This window comes from Hyphomonas sp. (assembly GCF_017792385.1).
Classification (GTDB): domain Bacteria; phylum Pseudomonadota; class Alphaproteobacteria; order Caulobacterales; family Hyphomonadaceae; genus Hyphomonas.
On record NZ_CP051230.1, the window covers coordinates 330,653 to 349,162 of the forward strand.

Below are 18,510 nucleotides of genomic sequence, written 5' to 3' on the forward strand. Positions count from 1 at the left end.
CCCCGAAAGGCCGCCGTTCCTGTTTTCGAATGTCCGTAAGACTTAGAAGTCGAACGTCGCACCCATGAAGATGTAACGACCCAGAGCGTCGTACACCTGCGGGTAGGTGTTGCCGTTACCCGGTGCCGTACCAACGACGGAGGACAGCGGCGGATCTTCGTCCAGCACGTTGTTCACACCGAGGCGGAAGGACATGTAGTCCGTGGCAGCCCAGGAACCGGACAGGTCGAAGTAGTTCTGAGCGTCGAGCACACCGTTGATGGTGCCATCGTCACCGCCTTCGATTTCGACTTCAGAGTAGTAACGCCACGTACCGGTGACGCTGTACTTACCTTCGGCATCAGACCAGGTCATGGAAGCCTTGTGACGGTATTCCGGAGACGCACCGTTTGCGACTTCGGTTCCACCACCGGAGGCACATTTACCACCATAGTAGCCAACACAGTCAAAGATGTCGGCGCCGGTGGAGTTCGGAAGCGGCTTGGTCTCAAGCGACTCGAGCAGCGTACCGACATAGTCAAAGTCGATACCGCCCTTGGCATCCAGGTCCAGCGCATAGCTGGCCAGGAGGTCGAAACCAGACGTCGACAGCGAACCGGTGTTGATGTTGGTTGCAATGATGTAGCCGGTCTGACCCGCCCACAGGGTGCCGCCATTGCCGCGATTGACGAGCGAGCAGAAGAACGCGTCGCCGGTTTCAAGGCAGGTGTCGAGTGCCAGTTCCTGCGGAACCGTACCGACCAGGTCTTCAACAACGATGTCGAAGTAGTCGAGCGACACGGTCAGGCCCGGAATGGCGGACGGCGTTGCCACGAAACCGAGCGTGTAGGTGTCGGACTTCTCCGGCTCAAGATCAGGGTTACCACCGGTCAGCGTGTTGAACTGGCCAGCCGGGTTGTCAGCGATGTTGCCATACTGAGCAGCCGTAACGCCGGTGTTCGCACACTGTGCAGCCGTTGCGGTCGGGTTGGTGCCGGCGCAAGGATCATAGATGCCGTTGGCACCCTGCGTCAGGTCAAACAGACCGATCGACTGGGTCGAGAACAGTTCGAAGATGTTCGCAGCACGGACAGCGCGCTGGAACGAACCGCGGAAGCGGATGTCTTCGACCGGAGCGTACTCGAGGCCGATCTTGTAGGCATCGGAGGACACAGCGTCATAGTTCGAACGACGATAAGCCAGGTCGATACCGAGAGACTCGACACCTTCATACCCCTGGATCAGCGGTGCGTTGACCTCGGCGAAGTAGTCATAGACTTCCTGCGAACCGGAAATCGGGTTCGTCGGGCCGCCCTGACCAGCGCCGTCGCCGGACTGGAAGTTCGAATCCGGGTTGGAGTCGAGGCTGTCACGGCGGTATTCAACACCGAAGGCCACCTTGATGCCTTCTTCAGACATCGGCGACTGCAGGCCGTACTCGCCGAGATCGGCATAGGTCTTTGCCGTCACGACCGTCTGAGTCACGTCACCGTCACGAAACAGCGGGTTCACGATGTAAGACAGAGCTGCATCGCTTGGGCCCGCGCCCGAGAAAATGTCGTACGGCGCACATGCTGCGTCGTCATTGTTCGGATCATCATCCGCGTTCACGGCACAGACAATGTTGCCCTCTCCATCGTCAACAGCGTAGAGCGCTTTCGACATTTTGGAGATCGACAGGTCGTTGTTGTAGACCTCGGAACGGTGAACGTTCGCGTAGATGGCGCTGATGTCATAGCCCCACGGCGTGTCGCCCAGGGTACCTTTCAGGCCGACAACACCACGATAGGTCGTGTGACGGATGTCGTTGTTCCGGTTGCCGCCCTCAACGTTCCGGCGAAGGAACAGGACGTCATTCAGCCCGGCAATGTCGTCACCCGAAGCGCCACGCGACGTACAGATGAAGTCAACCTGCTGTGCGCTGAGGAACGGGTTGTCACAGTTGATACCGCCAGCTCCACCAGCGACACCGTACCCGAACACACCGGACGGTGCGATCTGGGAATTGGTCTGGTTGTCCATGAACATGAATTCCGCATATGCGTTCACATATGGGTTGATGTCATAGTTCGCGAACGTACCGAAGGAGTAGCGCTCGTTCGGACGCTGGAAGTGGTTGTACGGGTTGTAGTTGAACGTGTCGGAAACGAAGTTCCGCTCGACGAACTCGTTGGTTGTCGGGTCAACACGTGCCCACAGGCCCGTCGGCAGGTTGGAGCCGAGGTCCAGGATGTTGGTGAACTGGTTCGTGGAAGAACCGGCACAGGTGAAGTCGTTACCACCATTGGTCGTGGACAGGGCACACTGCGAGTAGTCGCGGTTGGCCTGAAGCACTTCCTTCGTGTTCTGGAAGCTGGCGAAGCCCATGACGTGGCCGCGGCCATTGTCCAGCTTGCCACCGAAGGCAGCGGTGATGTCGATCGACTCACCGTCGGAGGTTGAGCCATCCGGAACCGTGAACTGGGACGGGTTGTCAGCTGCGAAGCCGGACAGGATGTCCTGGATGTAGCTGTTGGAATTGTCGTGCTGGTAGAAGGAGTAGTTGCCTTCCAGACGGACGCCTTCGAAATCGGTGTCGAGCACGAAGTTCACAACACCGGCAACAGCATCGGAACCGTAGGTCGCGGATGCACCGCCGGTCAGGATGTCAACTTTCTTGACCATCGAAGCCGGGATGAAGTTGATGTCCGGAGCAGCCGTGTTCAGCGAGCCGTAAGGCAGGCGGCGGCCGTTCAGCAGGGTCAGCGTGCGGGAGGCACCGAGACCGCGAAGGTTGACCGAGGACGTACCGGTCGAGCCGTTGGCCAGGTTGGAGCCCTGAGCACCGAATGCCTGCGGCAGGGAGTTGATCATGTCTTCAGCACGCACAACACCGCGGACGTCGAAGTCTGCAGAGCCGAGCGAGGTCACCGGGCTGGTTTCAACCAGGTTGCCGCTTTGCGGAATCAGCGAGCCGGTAACGACGATCGTCTGTTGAACCGCTTCTTCGTCTTCGCCAGCCGTCTCGACTGCGATGACTTCATCTGCGTCTTGGGCGTAAGCCGGCAGTGCTGCGACAGCGGCCAGCGCCGCCCCTGCAAACACTGACGACGCCAAAAGACGCGTCTTCAAGTTAAATTCGCTCACTTGAACCTCCGAATGGGATTATCTCTAAAAAAGTTGCCCGCACGTCACGGACGAACCTGGCCCCCTAGACCAAGTCTTACGGCGCAGTAAGAAATGCGCGCCTATCATAGTCAATCGGAGGCAGCGGCAGTTTCAGGCAAAATGAAGCTAGTGTGACAGAATCGCATCACTTGAACGGGTCGATTTGGGCATGAATCTCCCTGTTAGCGTGCTGAAATCCGAAAATATGCCCGCGCACGCCCTGAACACGCTGACTTCGCCTGCATTGATTTTAGGCACTTTCGGGGAGTCCGTCCGCGATTCAGCGGACAATCCGGCCAGCGACGGCGCGATCCCGTCTCAGGTCAGGGCAAAACTCACAATGATCAGGAAGGCCAGAAGCGTGATCAGCACCAGGAAGCTCGAAATGAGCAGGATGAAGGTGCGAAGGGCCGCCATGAACCGCCCGGTATCATAGGTCACCCGCAACTGCCGGTATATGTACACAACCAGCAAAATGAGGCCCGTCAGCACCAGCCAGCCGACGCTCGACGGATTGATCGCGCCAATGAACAGCATCAGCGTCGCTATGAGATAAATATAGGTCTGGATGTGCAGCGCCGTGATCACATGATCATAGATGTACCGGCGCCGGTGCCACGCATAGATCAGCGTCAGCATGAACGCCAGGATCGGCATGAACATCAGGCTGAAGCGGGGCGCCCACTCGCGAATGCGCGCACCATACCGGTCCTGGTTCTCATACACGCTGGCCGCATGGTCAGCCGCCCGCCAGGCCTGTTCCCGCTCCTCGGGCGTGGCATCGGGGTCGAGCCGGGCATTCACCTCGTCATACAACGCATCGCGGTTGATCCGGCCATCATCCTGCAGCAGGCGCTGCACGGTGATGCCGTGCTGCATATCATTCAGTTCCTGCTGGAGTTCCAGACGTTCGGCCTCGTCAATGTCCGTGTCTTCCAGCTCCTGACGCAGCTCTTCCAGCCGTTCTTCCCGCACGACGCGGATCGGCTCGCCGGTTTCATCGAGGCCGAGATCGAGCCCTTCCTGCACCATGTCATTGATCTTGAAGGAATTGTACCAGCCCAGCTGGTCCCCCAGTGTAAACAGCGACAGGAAGAAGATCACCGAAGTGAGCAGGAACATCCGGAATGGCGGCACATAACGGGCCCGCTTGCCGTCCAGATAGTTCCGGGTCATGCGCCCGGGCCGGAACAGCAGCAGCGGCAGCGACCGCCACAGCCGACCGTCCAGGGCGAACGTATCGGCCAGGCTGCTCATCACCAGATCCCAGACCGGGCGGTGAAAGTCGGAAGCGAGCTGGCCACACGTCGTGCAGAACCGGTCCTCGACAACCGTGCCGCAATTGGCGCACGGCACGCCGGACTGGACCGGGTGATGATCCCCGGTCGACAGGCCGCCCGCAGAAGCGAGCCCGGCGACTTCGATATCGTGTTCCATATCCCCTCCCCCAGGGTCAGAATGGGCCTATTCGGCAGCAGCCTCCCGGCACAGGAATCTCGACCGGTGCTGGTCCTTTGCATTGTCTTCGTAGCCGGTCAGTGTGGGGTCCACGAGGTTCTTGGTTACCTGGAACCACATCGGCGTGATCGGATAGTCCTCCAGCATCAGCTGTTCGGCCTCGGCAAAGATCTCCGCCCGCTTGGCCAGGTCGAGTTCCTGGTTCGAGCGCTGCAGCAGGGCGTCATACTCCGGATTGGAATAGTCGCCATAATTCTGCTGGCCGGTATTGGAATCAAGCAGATAGAGGAAATTGATCGGATCGTCGAAATCGGCAACCCAGGCCGCGTCCGACACTTCGAAGTCTGACTGGCGCAGACGCGCATACAGCACTTTGGTGTCCTGCTTCACGATGACCGGATCCACCCATGGCGCGATGTCCGCCCAATTGGCCTGTGCCACCGGCGCCACTTTCGGATTGTCATCGGTCGAGCGGTGAATGAACTCGAAGCTCAGCGGGTTGTCAGGTCCGTACCCGGCCTCCTCCAGAAGGCGTTTGGCTTCCGCCAGTCGCTCGGCGCGTGGCAGGTCCTTCCAGTCGATTTCCGGACGCGTCACGGCATAATTGTCGATTCCGGGCGGCACCATCGAATAGGCCGGCACATAGCCCGGTGTCAGCACGTTCTTCACCATGAATTCGCGGTCCAGCGCCATGGACAGGGCCTGACGCACGCGCACATCGTCGAACGGGGCAACTTGCGTATTGAACGACCAGTATGTGGTGATCAGCGCAGGCGTCGTGCGCGGCCAGCCCGGAAGCTTGGCCTCGATCTCGGTCGACCGGGCCCCGTCAAACGCGTTGTTGATGTCCAGTTCGCCCGCCTGAATCTTGTTCTCGACAGCCGTCAGGTCTTCCAGCTCGAAATAGACCACCCGCCCAAAACAGGCGTCCGCCGCGCCGAAACCGGTCGGGTTCCTGTCCGCCACCAGCTGGTCGCCCGTCCGCCAGTAGACCAGCTTGTAAGGCCCGTTCACCACGATGTTGTCGGGCTGGATCCAGGAATCCCCATACGTCTCGATGGCATGGCTGGGCACCGGATAGGTCGTGTAGTGGGACAACAGGCCCGGCAGGTAGGGCGCCGGGTATTCCAGCGTGATTTCCAGCGTCTTGTCATCAATGGCCCGCACGCCCAGTTCTTCCGGGGGCAGCTCGGTCGCATTCACCTCGGCCGCGTTCTTGATGAGATATAGCAGGGACGCGTATTGCGAGGCCACTTCCGGCGACTGGATGCGGCGCAGCGCATAGACGAAATCGTGGGCTGTCACCGGATTGCCGTCAGACCAGACATAATCGCCAATGTGGAACGTCCAGACCCGGCCATCCGCACTGGTCTCCCAATGCGTGGCCATGCCCGGCTGGGGACGGGCGTCCGGACCGTCCGTGGTCAGGCCGATGAACATGTCGCCGATAACGATGTTTTCCCACTGGGCCGAGGATTTGTGCGGGTCCAGCGTGTCCACCTTGGCAGAAATGCCCCGGCGCAGCGTCGGAACATCTTCCCCACCGGACTTGCCGCCCCCACCACAGGCAGCCAAGGTCAGGGCCAGCGCAGCGGCCAGACCCGTGCTGATCAGCGTATTCAGCTTCATGTTTTTCTGTCTCCAAACTCTTTTCGGCTTTCGCACGATTTGCCACAGTGCTGCCAGACCGCGAGGGATTTGCAAAGCCTTCGTGCCGTCTCTGCAGCAGGAGGTGAGAGGAATGACCCGGATTTGGTGCATCACAGGAATGATTCTTGCGCTGGGCGCTCCCGCCCTCGCGGAGGACATCTCCACCGATGCCGTTTATGCCTGCACCGCGATTGAGGACGATGCCGAACGCCTCGCCTGCTATGATGGCGCAGTCGGACGCCTCCAGGCCGCCGAGGCGGCCGGCGAAGTGACGACGGTCACCCGCAAGGAAGTCGAACAGGTCCAGAAGGATTCCTTCGGCTTTTCCATCCCGTCCCTGCCCTCGCTCATGCTCGGCAAATCGGACGGGGACGCAAATCTGAAGGAAGTCGTCCAGCCGGTGAAATCCATCCGGGGCAAACGCGGCGGTCTCGTCATCTATCTCGAGAACGGCCAGATCTGGCGCCAGATCGATTCCAAACAGTTGCGCAACAATGGCCAGTCCGAAGCGCAGATCTACGAAGCAGCTCTTGGCAGCTACAAGATGAAGCTCGATGGCGGGCTCGCCTTCCGCGTCGAACGGGTGAAATAGGTCCGGTCGCCGCCCGGTCCGCACAGACCTGCCCAATCAAGTCGCACCCGGCGCGATCCCCATCCCCTTTCCCGACCCGGCGCTTGCAGCGGGCCGGAAACCTTCGGCAAGCTTGTGCGTAGAGGCGGCAGGCCACTGAAAGGGGACGCTTATCCGGACGAAGATCGACGCCCGCAGGAACACACGCTGGCTGAAGCGGTTCCGGCCACCCCTTCTGTTCGCCCTGACAGGCGCCGCCCTGGTCCTGTCCCTGCCCTGGCTGGACCGGTACATCCCGCCCTCCGTCATGTCCGCAGATCAGGCAGAGCGCATCGGCGGGGTCACCTCCGGAGTGCTGTTCGTGATCGCCATCGGCTGGCTCGTCGGCACGATTGTCGATGCGCTGATCAAGCGACGCCTGGCTCGCCTGCACCTCGACGTGGCCGACAATCTCGAAGCGAGGAAATCCGCTACCCGCCTCGACGTGGTCCGCCGCGTCTGGATCGTGATAGCCGGCCTGGTCACACTGGCCGCCGCCCTGACCGTCATCCCCGGCGTCAAGCAGATCGGGGTCAGCCTGTTCGCCTCGGCGGGCATTGCCGGCATTGCGATCGGCCTTGCCGCCCGGCCGGTGCTCAGCAATCTCATCGCCGGACTTCAGATTGCCTTCACCCAGCCGATCCGTCTCGATGACGCTGTCGTGGTGGAGGGGGAATGGGGCTGGATCGAGGAAATCGGCCTGTTCTATGTGGTCATCAAGATCTGGGACTGGCGACGCCTGGTCGTGCCTCTGTCCTATTTCATCGAACAGCCCTTCCAGAACTGGACCCGCAAGAGCGCCTCGATCATCGGCACCGTGCTCTGGACGGTGGATTATCACGCCCCGATCGGGGCCATGCGCCAGAAACTCGAAGACATCTGCAAGTCGACCGATCTCTGGAATGGTGACGTCGTGAACTTGCAGGTCACGGAGGCGTCCGGCACTGCGGTCACGGTCCGGGCGCTGGCCTCGGCCAGCACCTCGCCCGAGGCATGGGACCTGCGCTGCCTGATCCGCGAGCAGATGATCGAATGGCTGCAGGCAGAACACCCCGAAGCGCTGCCACGCCTGCGGGCAGACACGGCCATGAGTGTGCCGGAAGATTTCAACGGGTTTGCCCCTCGGGGCAGCTGACCCCTCAGCCAGCCGGCAGGATGCGATACACCGCAGTGGCCTTCATCACGGGGGCGCCATTCTGCCGGGCCATGCCACCGGTAAACAGCACGGTGCGCGTGCGCCGGTCGATCCTGGGCTCGAGCGTCACGTCGGCTCCGGACGCAGCTGCCGACGACACGTCAAACGTCACCGACACCATTTCCACACTGTTCGGGGCACAGGCCGTCTCGGCGTCCGCGCGAATGGCGGCCATCAGGTCCAGGGCCAGTTGTTCGTCCGGTTTCATGGCGCTGCCTTCCCGCATGTCTCTGCCTCCATCCCTTGCTGGACGATGCAGATAGACAGGACCGGGAAAAAAGAAAAGGGCCAGGTCGGATGGGAGGGGGAAGAGAGGGAAGACCGACCTGGCCCGGCAATGAGAGCATCTTGAAGACAACTGACGGGTCATCAGGAGGGGTACGTCATCAAGATACTGTCTCTACGCACCGCTCGCCATTTGGTTCACTCCCGCCGCCAAAAAAAATCCGTGCATGAAAAAGCCGCCCTCGGGCGGCTCGTTCAGACAGGTTGGCGATGGGGGTCAGGCAGCAGCAGCGGCGGCCGCAATCGCATCGAGATCGGACCCGATCAGATCTCCCAGATGGCCAAAGCCGACCAGGCCATGCTGCTCGTCCATGTATACGGAGATGCTCGGCAGCAACTGGCCGATCGCCTTGTGGTCCAGGCCGATCTTGTGAAGTTCGGAAATCATCGATTGTGCGACGGCCAGCTTGCCCCCGGGGGTCTGTTCGATCATCCGGGCAACTTCACCGATCGGCGCGCCAATGTCGCTGCCGGTGCGCGCGGACAGGGCCCGGGCGCCGGGAATGGTGCGGAAGACGGCTGTCGCGAAAGGCGACGCCTGACGCTCGGCCGCATTCAGCACCAGGCCAAGCGCCTTGCGCGCAGTCTCCTCGGAGAGGCCGTTGTGACGGGCGAGGTGTGCAGTGAGATCGTTCAACATGTGCGAGCGCACTCCTGAGGTTAACGGCTTTGGAGAGTCCATTAACGCTGTTTGTGCTTACTGCTTCGTTACCGGCTTCATTCCCCTCTGTCGCATTCGCAGCAAATACGGTTAAGGGCCGTTAGCGCCGGGTAAACAAACCCGCGCGTTTCGTTTACCTTTGCCATTCCTCCCACACCTGCTCCCAAGGAGCTTCCATGATCCGTATCGGCATTCTCGGCGCGGCCAAGATCGGCCCGAAAGCCATTATTCACCCGGCTGCCAACCGCAAGGATTGCGACATTGTCGCCGTCGCGGCGCGGGATGGAGACAAGGCCCGCGCCTATGCCGCGGAGCACGGCATTGCCCACGTGGAAACCGACTATGAGGCCCTCGTCCGCCGCAACGATCTCGACCTGATCTACAATGCCCTGCCCCCGCACCGTCATGCAGACCTGACAATTGCCGCGCTGGAGGCAGGCAAGGCCGTGCTGTGCGAAAAGCCCTTCGCGATGAATTCGGGCGAGGCCGCACGCATGAACGCGGCGGCGGTGCGCACCGGGCGTCCGCTGATCGAAGCCTTCCACTACCGGTTCCATCCGGCCTTCGAGCGCGTGCTGCACCTGGTCCGGGACGGGAAATTGGGCCGGCTGCGCACGATGAAGGCGGTGTTCAATGTCACCATTCCATATCGCGAAGGGGAGCTGCGCCACACCCTGTCTCTTGGCGGCGGCGCGCTGATGGACCTCGGCTGCTATTCCGTCCACATGGTGCGCACACTGGCCGGGGCAGAGCCTGAAATCCTGTCAGCCCGCGCAGACTGCCAGCATCCCGGCGTGGATCTCAGCACCGAAGCCATGCTCGGCTTCCCCGATGGGGTCTCCGCCAGCGTGACATGCAGCATGGCCGAAGGCATCGAACGGGACATCCGGCTCGAAATCGACGGCAGCGATGGCAGTCTCGTCCTGCTGAACCCGGTACACCCGCATCGCGGTCACCAGATCAGTCTCAGCCGGGGCGGCGAGACGACGACAGAGACCGTCGATGGCAGGATCACCTACGAACACCAGCTCGATCACGTGATGGACGTTCTGGCCGGGCGGGCCGCTCCGCTGACGGGCGGTGCGGACGCGATCGGCAACATGGCCACAATCGACGCGATCTATCGCGCGGCAGGCCTGTCCCCACGCGGACTGTAGTTCCCGCTGCAGCTGGAACATGATATGCACGGGCCGACAGACATGTTCGGGAGGCGGTCATGAAAACGGCAGGCATCATCTTTCTTGTACTGGGCGCGTTGGCGATCCTGTTCCCCCATATCGCCGGCCTGTCCTACAATTACATCCTCGCCTATCTCATTCTGTTTGCTGGCGCCGTGCATCTCTGGTGGGCATGGCGCCCCAGTCTCGACGGGCGCACGCATCACCTCTTGCTCGGCCTCCTCTTCCTGGCAGCGGGGCTCGGCCTCGTCATCTTCCCCTGGATCGGCCTGATCTCCTTCACCATCATCCTGGGGGCCTCCTTCCTGATCCAGGGCGGCGTCCAGCTGGCCATGGCCGCAAACAGCCCGCGTCTTGTCGGCAACAGCAAAACGATGCTGGTCCTCTCCGGTCTGGCAGGCATCCTTGCCGGCGCGCTGATCCTGCTCGAATTGCCAAGCTCCGCCAGTTGGGCCATCGGCACCCTGGCCGGTCTGAACATGTTGTTCTTCGGGGTTGCGCTTCTGGTCGTCGACAAGGCCCTGTCCGGACCGTTCGACGACTAAACCGGAACCCGCGCCGCGACTTGCCCTGCGCCGTCCGACCATGATATTCCGCAGCCCTCACAACAGGCGCTGAGCGCGGTCGCGTCACGAAGACGAGGCAACCGCGGCGCAGGATAAGTCCTGTGTGTGCGCCGAGACCGGCCCTCTCCAGGACGTCAGAGCCAGGAGTGCCCCATGAAGACCATCATCGAACCCTTCCGCATCAAATCGGTTGAACCGATCCGCATGACCACGCGCGAGGAACGCGAACGCCTGCTGCGCGCGGCCGGCTACAATCTGTTCAAATTGCATTCAGACGACGTGCTGATCGACCTGCTGACCGACAGCGGCACCTCGGCCATGAGCGCGGCGCAATGGGGCGCGGTGATGACCGGCGATGAAAGCTATGCTGGCGCGCCCAGCTTCTACCGGTTTGAATCGGCCGTGAAGGATCTGATGGATTTCAAGCACATCATTCCTGCCCATCAGGGCCGCGCCGCAGAACACCTGCTCTTCTCCCTGATCGCCAGCCCCGGACACGTCATCCCGTCCAACACCCATTTCGACACAACGCGCGGCAATATCGAAGCCGCTGGCGCAGAGGCGCTGGACCTGCCGATCGCCGAAGGCAAAATCCCGTCGCTCGACCATCCCTTCAAGGGGAACATGGACCTCGACGCCCTCACCCGCCTGATGGAAGAACGCGGCGACGCCGTGCCCTGCGTGATGATGACGATCACGAACAATGCCGGCGGCGGACAACCTGTCAGCCTGGCCAATATTCGCGGCGCAGCAGACATTGCTCACCAACATGGCAAACCCTTTTTCATCGATGGCTGCCGTTTTGCGGAAAATGCCTGGTTCATCAAGCTGCGCGAGGACGATCAGAAGGATCGCTCCATCAAGCAGATCGTGCGCGATACATTCGCTGTTGCCGACGGCATGACGATGAGCGCCAAGAAGGATGCCTTCGCCAATATTGGCGGCTGGCTGGCCCTGAATGATGACGCTCTGGCCGAGCAGGCCCGCACCCGCCTGATCCAGACCGAGGGCTTCCCCACCTATGGCGGCCTTGCCGGACGCGATCTGGACGCCATCGCACAGGGCCTGACTGAAATCGTGGACGAGGATTATCTACGCTACCGCGTGCGGACCAATGCCTATATCGCCGAACGGCTGGATGCGCTGGGCGTGCCGGTCATGAAACCCGCCGGCGGGCATGCCGTGTTCGTCGATGCCCGCGAATGGCTGCGGCACATTCCGCCACTGGAATATCCGGGGCACGCGCTGGCCTGCGCGTTGTATGAGGAAGGCGGCATCCGGGGCTGCGAGATCGGCACGGTCATGTTTGGCCGCAAGCCGGATGGCAGCGAGGAACCGGCCCGGATGGACCTTGTCCGCCTCGCCATGCCGCGCCGGGTCTACACCCAGTCGCATGCGGACTATATCGTCGAAGTGTTCGAGGAACTCGCCAAACGCAAGGACGACATCCGCGGCCTCAGGATCGTGAAGGAACCACCCATGATGCGCCACTTCACGGCGGAGTTTGCAACGCTCTAGCAAAGCAAGCGCTCAGGCACAGCCTTCGGATATCGTGCCTAGCCCGCTTTCGCCATTTCGATCCACTCCTCGACTTCCTCTTCGGCAAGATAGTCGTCGTCGCGGATCACGCGGTCGCCCTGCGGGGTCTGCAGGAACTCGCTGGCCAGCATGAACAAGGTGCGCGCCGGGGCCTCGGCCAGTTCCTTGCGGTTGCGGATTCCCGCGCCGACAAGGATCTGGGCGTCATGCACGCGCAGGCCCGGCACTTCCATCATCAGGATGGTCTGGTCTTTCCAGTCATTCAGCGTGTCGACATCGATATAGGCGACATCGACGAGGAAGACGGTTTCCTCCGTGTCGCAATCGAGCAGGTCGCCAACCGTGGTGATGCCGGCGCGTGAGAGGCGTTTGGCGGTCTTCTTGCCGATGCTGGGCGCCTCGACAACGGGGGACTCGCGCGTGATGCGGCTGCGGCGCGCAATGTCTCCGGATTCCCCGTCATCTTCGGGCTCGGCAGCTCTTGTTTCGGGTGCAATCTCGGCCTCGGGCTCCGGCTCGAACAGGACTTCTTCGGCCTTTGGCGGCGCCGCTTTTTTCGGGGCCGGGATGTCTTCCGGCTTCGGTGCGTCCGCCACGGCTGGCTCAGCCTTCGCCTCGACGGGTTCCGGCGCCTCGGTCGCGATCTCTTCCATAGGGGCGGCCTCTTCGGCCTCCGGCTCGATCAGCGCATTCAACAGGCGCTCCTCGACCGCCTTGTTCTTCGAGCCAATCGGACCCAGCTCCTGCTTGTCGAGCTGTTTCAGAGGCACGCGCAGCACCTGCTTCGCGTGCATCTTGCGGATCGCCTTGTCATCCTCCGGCAGCGTGCGGATGACCTTTCCGGTCTTCTGGTATTCCTTGTACATGCGCGTGACCGTGCGCTTGTCGGCGGCATCGGACAGTTTCGCCGTCACCCAGCGGATGGGGATGTCCAGGGTCTCGATATAGCCCTGAAGCGTCAGATTGGTCTTTGGCGGGCTGACGGCCGCTTCCTCGATGGCGCGGGACATGATCGCGCCGAACCCCGCCGTCGCATAGGCGACGAGGTCCACGATCGCATCGAACATGGTCTCGTCGAGCCCGGCCGGCGGATCCTTCACGCCCACGTCCAAATCATAATGATCAATGAAGGTCTGGTAGTGCGGATGCGAGAGCCGCGCGCCATTGCGCACCATGTCGGCAACGAAGCCGGCGCCTTCCGGCACAGGCACGTCGGGATAGCCGAGTGTCTCGATGCGCGCGTCGATCTTGTCGCGGGATTTGGCAATGCTCCACTCGACGGCGCGGTGCATGGTGCCTTCTTCCTCCGTCTGCCCCGTATGGAAGGGCTGGATCGGGTCGGCATAATAATGGCTCAGGACCCCCAGCGCATAGGCTGCCTTGCTCCACTGCTTGCGGCGTAGATGATCCACCGCAGTGGCATACCATTCCATCGCCTTGCCCGGCGCGCCGCCCCACTCCCCTTCGGAAATGTGCAGCACGTGATTCCTGAAGTCCTTGAACTTCGAATCCGGCGCCTTGGCGCCTTCCAGCAGATGCTCGTGATGTACCAGGAACAGGTCTTTCCACTTGTCCGCCTCATCCGAAGCGATCAGGGACAAGGCGTCCATTGCGATATAGTGGTGCGTCGAGCGGCACCGATGGCCGCGAATTACCCGTTCGAGCAGAGACATGCCCGTCTCCCTTTCCCGCCTGATTCAAACTGGATCAGACGACAAATGCCTAATGATGGTTACGCGATCATTAACCATTCGCGCAGGAGGGGAGTTTTGTCAGGGCGACGCTATTGCGATTTCCAGGTGATCGGATACCAGGGAAAAGTCGCAATCGAGGGCGCTCCGCCATGGCCAAGGGTGTATTGTTGTACCGCGAGGGCTCGAAGTATGACGACCAGCTCGACACACGATACCAGTTCCCAAAAATGTACCTGAACACGGCGAAGCAATTCGTCGGAGACTGGATCGTGTACAATGAATTGCTGAATGGCAAAGGCACTGGCGGCTATCAGCGCATCGCGCGCGTTCGCGACATCGTGCCGGATCCCGAGGTGAAGAACATGTATTTGGCCCTGTTCGAGAAAGGCTCCTATTTCGAGTTCGAGAATTTTGTGCCCTACCGGACCGGCACCGACTTCATGGAGTCGCGTCTCGCGACCGGTACGAACAGGCCCTCCCAACTCGCCCGGGTATCGGTTCGCGTGATCCCTGATCTGGATTTCTTCCGAATCTGCCACCGGGGCAATCTGCTGGAACAGGCCGAACTCCCGCGATTTGACCGGGACGGGACGACACATGGAGACCATGGCTTGCACGACTCCCCGGTCGCTTTTGACCATGAAGACGACGAATTTGAAACGAAACGACACCGGTTTGAAACACTGGTGTCCAGACCGGTGCGCAGCCGCGTCTTCAGGGACCGTGTGATCAGGGCGTATGACAAGACGTGCGCATTCACGGGCCTGAGCCTCGTCAATGGTGGGGGGCGGCCAGAGGTTGAAGCGGCGCACATCCGCCCCGTTCACGCAGACGGCCCCGATCGTGTCGACAATGGCATCGCCCTTTCGGGCACCGTGCACTGGATGTTTGATCGCGGGCTGATAAGCCTCGACGACAATTACGACATCATCGTCTCCCGGCAGGTGAACAATCCCGACGACATCTGGCGTCTGATGACACCGTCACGAAAAGCCAAGGTGCCGGACGATCCCCGGCTCCGGCCGCATCCCCGATTCCTGAGCTGGCACCGGGAGAACTGCCTGAAGCACTAGCCCGCCATCACCGCACCGCGAAATCCGTCGGCTCGGCGCTCTTGCCTTTCGCGTCCTTTTCACCCCTGGCCTGGCCGTGCTTGCCGGGCCCCATGAAGCCGAACAGATGGCCACCCACTTTCCGCATCTGGATTTCCTCGGACCCCTCCGTAATGCGGTAGCGGCGGTGGTGGCGATAGATGTGCTCGAACGGCTTGTGACGGGAATAGCCCATGCCGCCATGCACCTGCATCGCCCGGTCAGCCGCATTGCAGCACAGCCGGTTTGCCCGGTAGTTGCACATGGATACCTTGTCGGAGAGATGGATCGCTACTTCCGGCTTCGACATCTGGTCCATTTCCCAGGCCGTCTTGAAGATCAGCAAGCGCAGCATCTCGGCCTCGGTCGCCAGTTCAACCAGCGGGAACTGGATCGCCTGGTTGGTCGCCAGGGCCTTGCCGAACGGCTTGCGCTCGCGGGCATATTGCACGCTCTCATTGATGCAATACATCGCCGCGCCGACAGAGCTGGCCGCCTGACGGATTCGGTTCTCGTGGACAAAATGCTGCGCCAGCGCAAGGCCCCCCTCCGGCGGGCCGAAGACAGCATCTTCCGGCACCCAGACATCCTTGATGGTCAGGCGCGGATGGTCGGTCGGCATGTTGAAGGTCCACATGTATTCCTCGATGATCACGCCGGGATCGTCTGCAGGTACCAGAAGACAGGTGATGCCCTTGGCGTCTCCATCCTCCCCGCTGGTGCGGCAGAACATCATGATGTGCGTGGCGACATGCATGCCGGTGATCCACATCTTCTCGCCATTGATCAGCCAGCCATCCTGGCCGTCGCGCTTCTGGCGCACGGCGCGGGTTTCCATATGCGTCGCGTCAGAGCCATGATCCGGCTCCGTCAGGCCGAAACAGGCGAGGAACTTGCCCTCCAGCGCGGCGGTCGCGAGGTGTTTCTGGTCGTCGCGGGCAAAATCCCGCAGCATCAGGATCTGCGGAAAATTGCCGACAATGGAATGCTCGTTCTGCAGATCATTGTGCAGACCAAGCCCCTGTTTCGCGAAATGCTCCCGGATGATGGCCATGCCGAGATTGGTTCCATCCTGCCCGCCAAATTCCTTCGGCAGCGCATACCGCAGATGGCCCGCCTTGTCCGCGCGGCGCTTGGCTTCCTTGAGCAGCGCTTCCCATTCCGGGCGCGGCAGACCGCCATTATCGAAATCGGTCCGCGCCCATTCGCGCCGATGATCGAAAAAGCGGATATTGTCGTCCTGCTGTTCCAGAGGTCTGATCTCGTCCTCGATGAACTGGTCCAGCACGGTCAGATAGTCTGCAATGTCCTGCGGGATGTTGAAATCCATGGGTCCGGTGTCCTCTCCTCGGCGGTCGCGTCTGGCGATCTCGTTTCCATGATCCAGAATAGCGTGTCGGCCCGACGCGGCAATTTGTGCCGCCACGGCAGGATTGGAAGAAAAAAATGATAACTGAATGATTGACTTTTTGTTCAGTGTTTATAGTTTGGGTGTGCGGTCAGTATCGGCCGCGCCCCACACAGAAGGTTTCCTCCCATGCCATCTTCCCGTCTTTCCTGCCTCCTCGTGGCAGCCGGTCTTGCCGGTGTCGCCCTCGCCGCCCCCGCCATGGCAGATCCTGCCAACACGGTTTCTGCCGAAATCCAGTATGATAACAATGCCCTGAACACGCATTCGGGCGCCGATTCCGTGCTGGAATCGGTCGAGAATCAGGCCTTGGATGTGTGCCGTTATGATGCCCCCATCTCCACCGCCCCCCGTACGGATGAGGCCTGCGTCGGTCAGGTCATCGCCCAGGCTGTCACCAAGATCGACCATCCGGAACTGACGGCCGCCTACATCGCCCGGTCCAATTCCGCCCCGCGTCTGGTTGCCGACAATCGGTAGGCCTGCGCTTTTGGAAGGCTGAACGATTGACGTTTTCGTCAGCAATCGGTATTGAGGCAGCACGGGCACCCAGGGTCCGGCACCGTTTTACCAGTCCACGCACCGAAAGGTATCCTCCCATGATCCGTTCCGCACTCACCGCCGCCGCTTTCGCAGTCCTCAGCGCCCCGGCCTTCGCCACCACGTTCACCTTCGAGACCGCCGAGCCGGTCGAGGATGGCCAGGTCGTCGCCATCGGCACGGTCTGGCTGTGCGAGGGCACCGTCTGCAAGGGCGACCTCGACCGCAAGAAGGCTTCCGTCCGCGATTGCAAGAAGATCGCAAAGAAAGCCGGCGTGATCGTCTCCTACGGCAATGGCGACTCCGAACTGGAAGCTGACGACATCGAGTCGTGCAAGAAATCCGCACGCTAAACTGTCAGACTGACTAGCAGTCCTCTCCTCGGGCCGCTCTGGTGTTTCGCCGGGCGGCCTTTTTTTGTGCCGCCTTATGAACCCTCAAGCCCCTTCCCGCGTTAGGCGGTCAGACACGAGGAAGACATGACGGCATCCCCCAGCGACCCGCTCGAAAACGTGCTCGAAACCGCCATAGAAGAGGGCGGTGATGGCGACGTATCCATCGGTGACCTGCTCGACATGTTCGGGCAACGCTCTTTCGGGCCGATCATAACCCTTCTGGGTCTTCTGGTTGTCGTGCCCCCGCTCGGCGGCATTCCCGGCCTGCCGGCCGTTGTCGGCCTGATCATTCTTCTCTTCAGCCTGCAGATCCTGTTTGGGGCGAGCCATATCTGGATGCCATCCTTCATCCAGAACCAGTCCATCGAAACCGAAAAGCTGGAACAGGCAGAAGACCGGGTGAAGCCCTGGCTGAAACGTGCGGACCGGATGATCACCGAGCGGCTCGCATGGGCCACCGGAAAAACGGCGACCTATCTCGCCGCCATTGCGGTCTCCCTCCTGGCACTCCTCATGATCCCGCTGGAGCTCGTTCCCTTCGCCGTGTCGGTGCCCGGCATCGCCATCACGCTGTTCGGCCTCGGCCTCGTTGCCCGGGATGGTGCGGTCATGCTTGCCGGCTTCGCCGCCACGACGGCCGCCTTGGCGATCACGCTGCTGTTTGTGCCCTGGGACAAGGTGGCCGCCTGGTTCTGATCCGTCAGACGGCGGGCTCGGATTCGATGGGCTGCCACAGTTCGATCTTGCGGCCATCCGGATCCATGAGCCAGGCGAACTTCCCATAGCTCTCGGACATGGGCTCACCTTCGAGCGACACACCTTCCGACCGGATCCGCTCGATCATCCCGTCCAGATCATCCACCATCAGATTCATCATGAAATCGCTGTCGGATGGTTTGAAATAGTCGCTGTCTGCCTTGAACGGCGCCCAGATCGTGCGGGCACCTTGCGGGAAAGTCTTCGCCGCGTCTGCCTGCGAAAAGCTGGACCCGCCATAATCATCAATCTCGATCCCCAGGACGCGCGTGTACCATGCGCGGGTTGCGTCCACGTCCTTGCAAAGGAAGAACAGTCCTCCGAGCCCGATCACTTTTGCCATTGGTTCTTCCCCTCT

At 61.3% G+C, this 18,510-nt stretch carries 17 protein-coding genes; 9 read left to right on the plus strand and 8 right to left on the minus strand.

Features of this window, described 5'->3' with window-relative positions:
• Positions 1-42: 42 nt before the first annotated feature.
• From HF955_RS01620 to HF955_RS01630, 3 genes are all read right to left on the minus strand, one after another.
• A complete protein-coding gene (locus HF955_RS01620) occupies positions 43-3,105 on the minus strand; it encodes a TonB-dependent receptor (protein WP_291077303.1) in 3,063 nt (1,020 codons plus the stop codon).
• Between the two features lie 339 nt (positions 3,106-3,444).
• Positions 3,445-4,563 carry a DUF3667 domain-containing protein gene (locus HF955_RS01625; RefSeq protein WP_291077305.1) on the minus strand — a complete coding sequence of 373 codons (1,119 nt, stop codon included), beginning with the start codon at positions 4,561-4,563 and terminating at the stop codon, positions 3,445-3,447.
• 27 nt (positions 4,564-4,590) lie between these two features.
• Positions 4,591-6,213, minus strand: coding sequence for a peptide ABC transporter substrate-binding protein (locus HF955_RS01630; RefSeq protein ID WP_291077307.1), 1,623 nt, complete (start codon positions 6,211-6,213; stop codon positions 4,591-4,593).
• A 112-nt stretch (positions 6,214-6,325) separates the two neighbouring features.
• Here HF955_RS01630 and HF955_RS01635 point away from each other — a divergent pair, with 112 nt between their 5' ends.
• Together HF955_RS01635 and HF955_RS01640 are read left to right on the plus strand one after the other, a co-directional pair.
• Positions 6,326-6,826: a hypothetical protein gene (locus tag HF955_RS01635; protein ID WP_291077309.1), complete on the plus strand. Its 501-nt coding sequence runs from the start codon at positions 6,326-6,328 to the stop codon at positions 6,824-6,826.
• Between the two features lie 286 nt (positions 6,827-7,112).
• Complete coding sequence (locus HF955_RS01640; protein ID WP_291077310.1) at positions 7,113-7,979, plus strand: mechanosensitive ion channel family protein; 867 nt, start codon at positions 7,113-7,115, stop codon at positions 7,977-7,979.
• Positions 7,980-7,983: 4 nt separating this feature from the next.
• On the opposite strand, the gene HF955_RS01645 is transcribed toward HF955_RS01640, so the two are convergent.
• Together HF955_RS01645 and HF955_RS01650 are read right to left on the minus strand one after the other, a co-directional pair.
• The gene (locus HF955_RS01645; protein WP_291077312.1) at positions 7,984-8,265 is read right to left on the minus strand and encodes a hypothetical protein; all 282 of its coding nucleotides are present in this window, start codon (positions 8,263-8,265) and stop codon (positions 7,984-7,986) included.
• Between the two features lie 276 nt (positions 8,266-8,541).
• Complete coding sequence (locus HF955_RS01650) at positions 8,542-8,964, minus strand: hypothetical protein (protein ID WP_291077314.1); 423 nt, start codon at positions 8,962-8,964, stop codon at positions 8,542-8,544.
• Between the two features lie 197 nt (positions 8,965-9,161).
• Between HF955_RS01650 and HF955_RS01655 the strand changes: the two genes are divergently transcribed.
• From HF955_RS01655 to HF955_RS01665, 3 genes are all read left to right on the plus strand, one after another.
• Positions 9,162-10,142: a Gfo/Idh/MocA family oxidoreductase gene (locus tag HF955_RS01655; protein ID WP_291077315.1), complete on the plus strand. Its 981-nt coding sequence runs from the start codon at positions 9,162-9,164 to the stop codon at positions 10,140-10,142.
• A 59-nt stretch (positions 10,143-10,201) separates the two neighbouring features.
• Positions 10,202-10,708, plus strand: coding sequence for an HdeD family acid-resistance protein (locus HF955_RS01660; protein WP_291077317.1), 507 nt, complete (start codon positions 10,202-10,204; stop codon positions 10,706-10,708).
• Between the two features lie 174 nt (positions 10,709-10,882).
• Positions 10,883-12,247, plus strand: coding sequence for a tryptophanase (locus HF955_RS01665; RefSeq protein ID WP_291077319.1), 1,365 nt, complete (start codon positions 10,883-10,885; stop codon positions 12,245-12,247).
• Between the two features lie 38 nt (positions 12,248-12,285).
• Here the strand turns inward: HF955_RS01665 and HF955_RS01670 are convergent, their stop codons facing one another.
• A complete protein-coding gene (locus HF955_RS01670; RefSeq protein ID WP_291077321.1) occupies positions 12,286-13,941 on the minus strand; it encodes a DUF4332 domain-containing protein in 1,656 nt (551 codons plus the stop codon).
• Positions 13,942-14,111: 170 nt separating this feature from the next.
• On the opposite strand from HF955_RS01670, the gene HF955_RS01675 reads away from it, so the two are divergent.
• Positions 14,112-15,035, plus strand: a complete 924-nt coding sequence (locus tag HF955_RS01675; protein ID WP_291077322.1) for an HNH endonuclease — start codon at positions 14,112-14,114, stop codon at positions 15,033-15,035.
• Positions 15,036-15,042: 7 nt separating this feature from the next.
• Here HF955_RS01675 and HF955_RS01680 read toward each other — a convergent pair whose 3' ends face one another.
• Positions 15,043-16,383 carry an acyl-CoA dehydrogenase family protein gene (locus tag HF955_RS01680; protein ID WP_027837353.1) on the minus strand — a complete coding sequence of 447 codons (1,341 nt, stop codon included), beginning with the start codon at positions 16,381-16,383 and terminating at the stop codon, positions 15,043-15,045.
• Positions 16,384-16,590: 207 nt separating this feature from the next.
• On the opposite strand from HF955_RS01680, the gene HF955_RS01685 reads away from it, so the two are divergent.
• The 3 genes from HF955_RS01685 to HF955_RS01695 all read left to right on the plus strand — a co-directional run bounded on the left by HF955_RS01685 (position 16,591) and on the right by HF955_RS01695 (position 18,092).
• Positions 16,591-16,941, plus strand: a complete 351-nt coding sequence (locus tag HF955_RS01685) for a UrcA family protein (RefSeq protein ID WP_291077324.1) — start codon at positions 16,591-16,593, stop codon at positions 16,939-16,941.
• Between the two features lie 119 nt (positions 16,942-17,060).
• Complete coding sequence (locus tag HF955_RS01690; RefSeq protein ID WP_027837351.1) at positions 17,061-17,354, plus strand: hypothetical protein; 294 nt, start codon at positions 17,061-17,063, stop codon at positions 17,352-17,354.
• Between the two features lie 126 nt (positions 17,355-17,480).
• A complete protein-coding gene (locus tag HF955_RS01695; protein ID WP_291077327.1) occupies positions 17,481-18,092 on the plus strand; it encodes an exopolysaccharide biosynthesis protein in 612 nt (203 codons plus the stop codon).
• A 4-nt stretch (positions 18,093-18,096) separates the two neighbouring features.
• Here HF955_RS01695 and HF955_RS01700 read toward each other — a convergent pair whose 3' ends face one another.
• Positions 18,097-18,495, minus strand: a complete 399-nt coding sequence (locus HF955_RS01700; protein ID WP_291077328.1) for a VOC family protein — start codon at positions 18,493-18,495, stop codon at positions 18,097-18,099.
• Positions 18,496-18,510 lie beyond the last annotated feature (15 nt).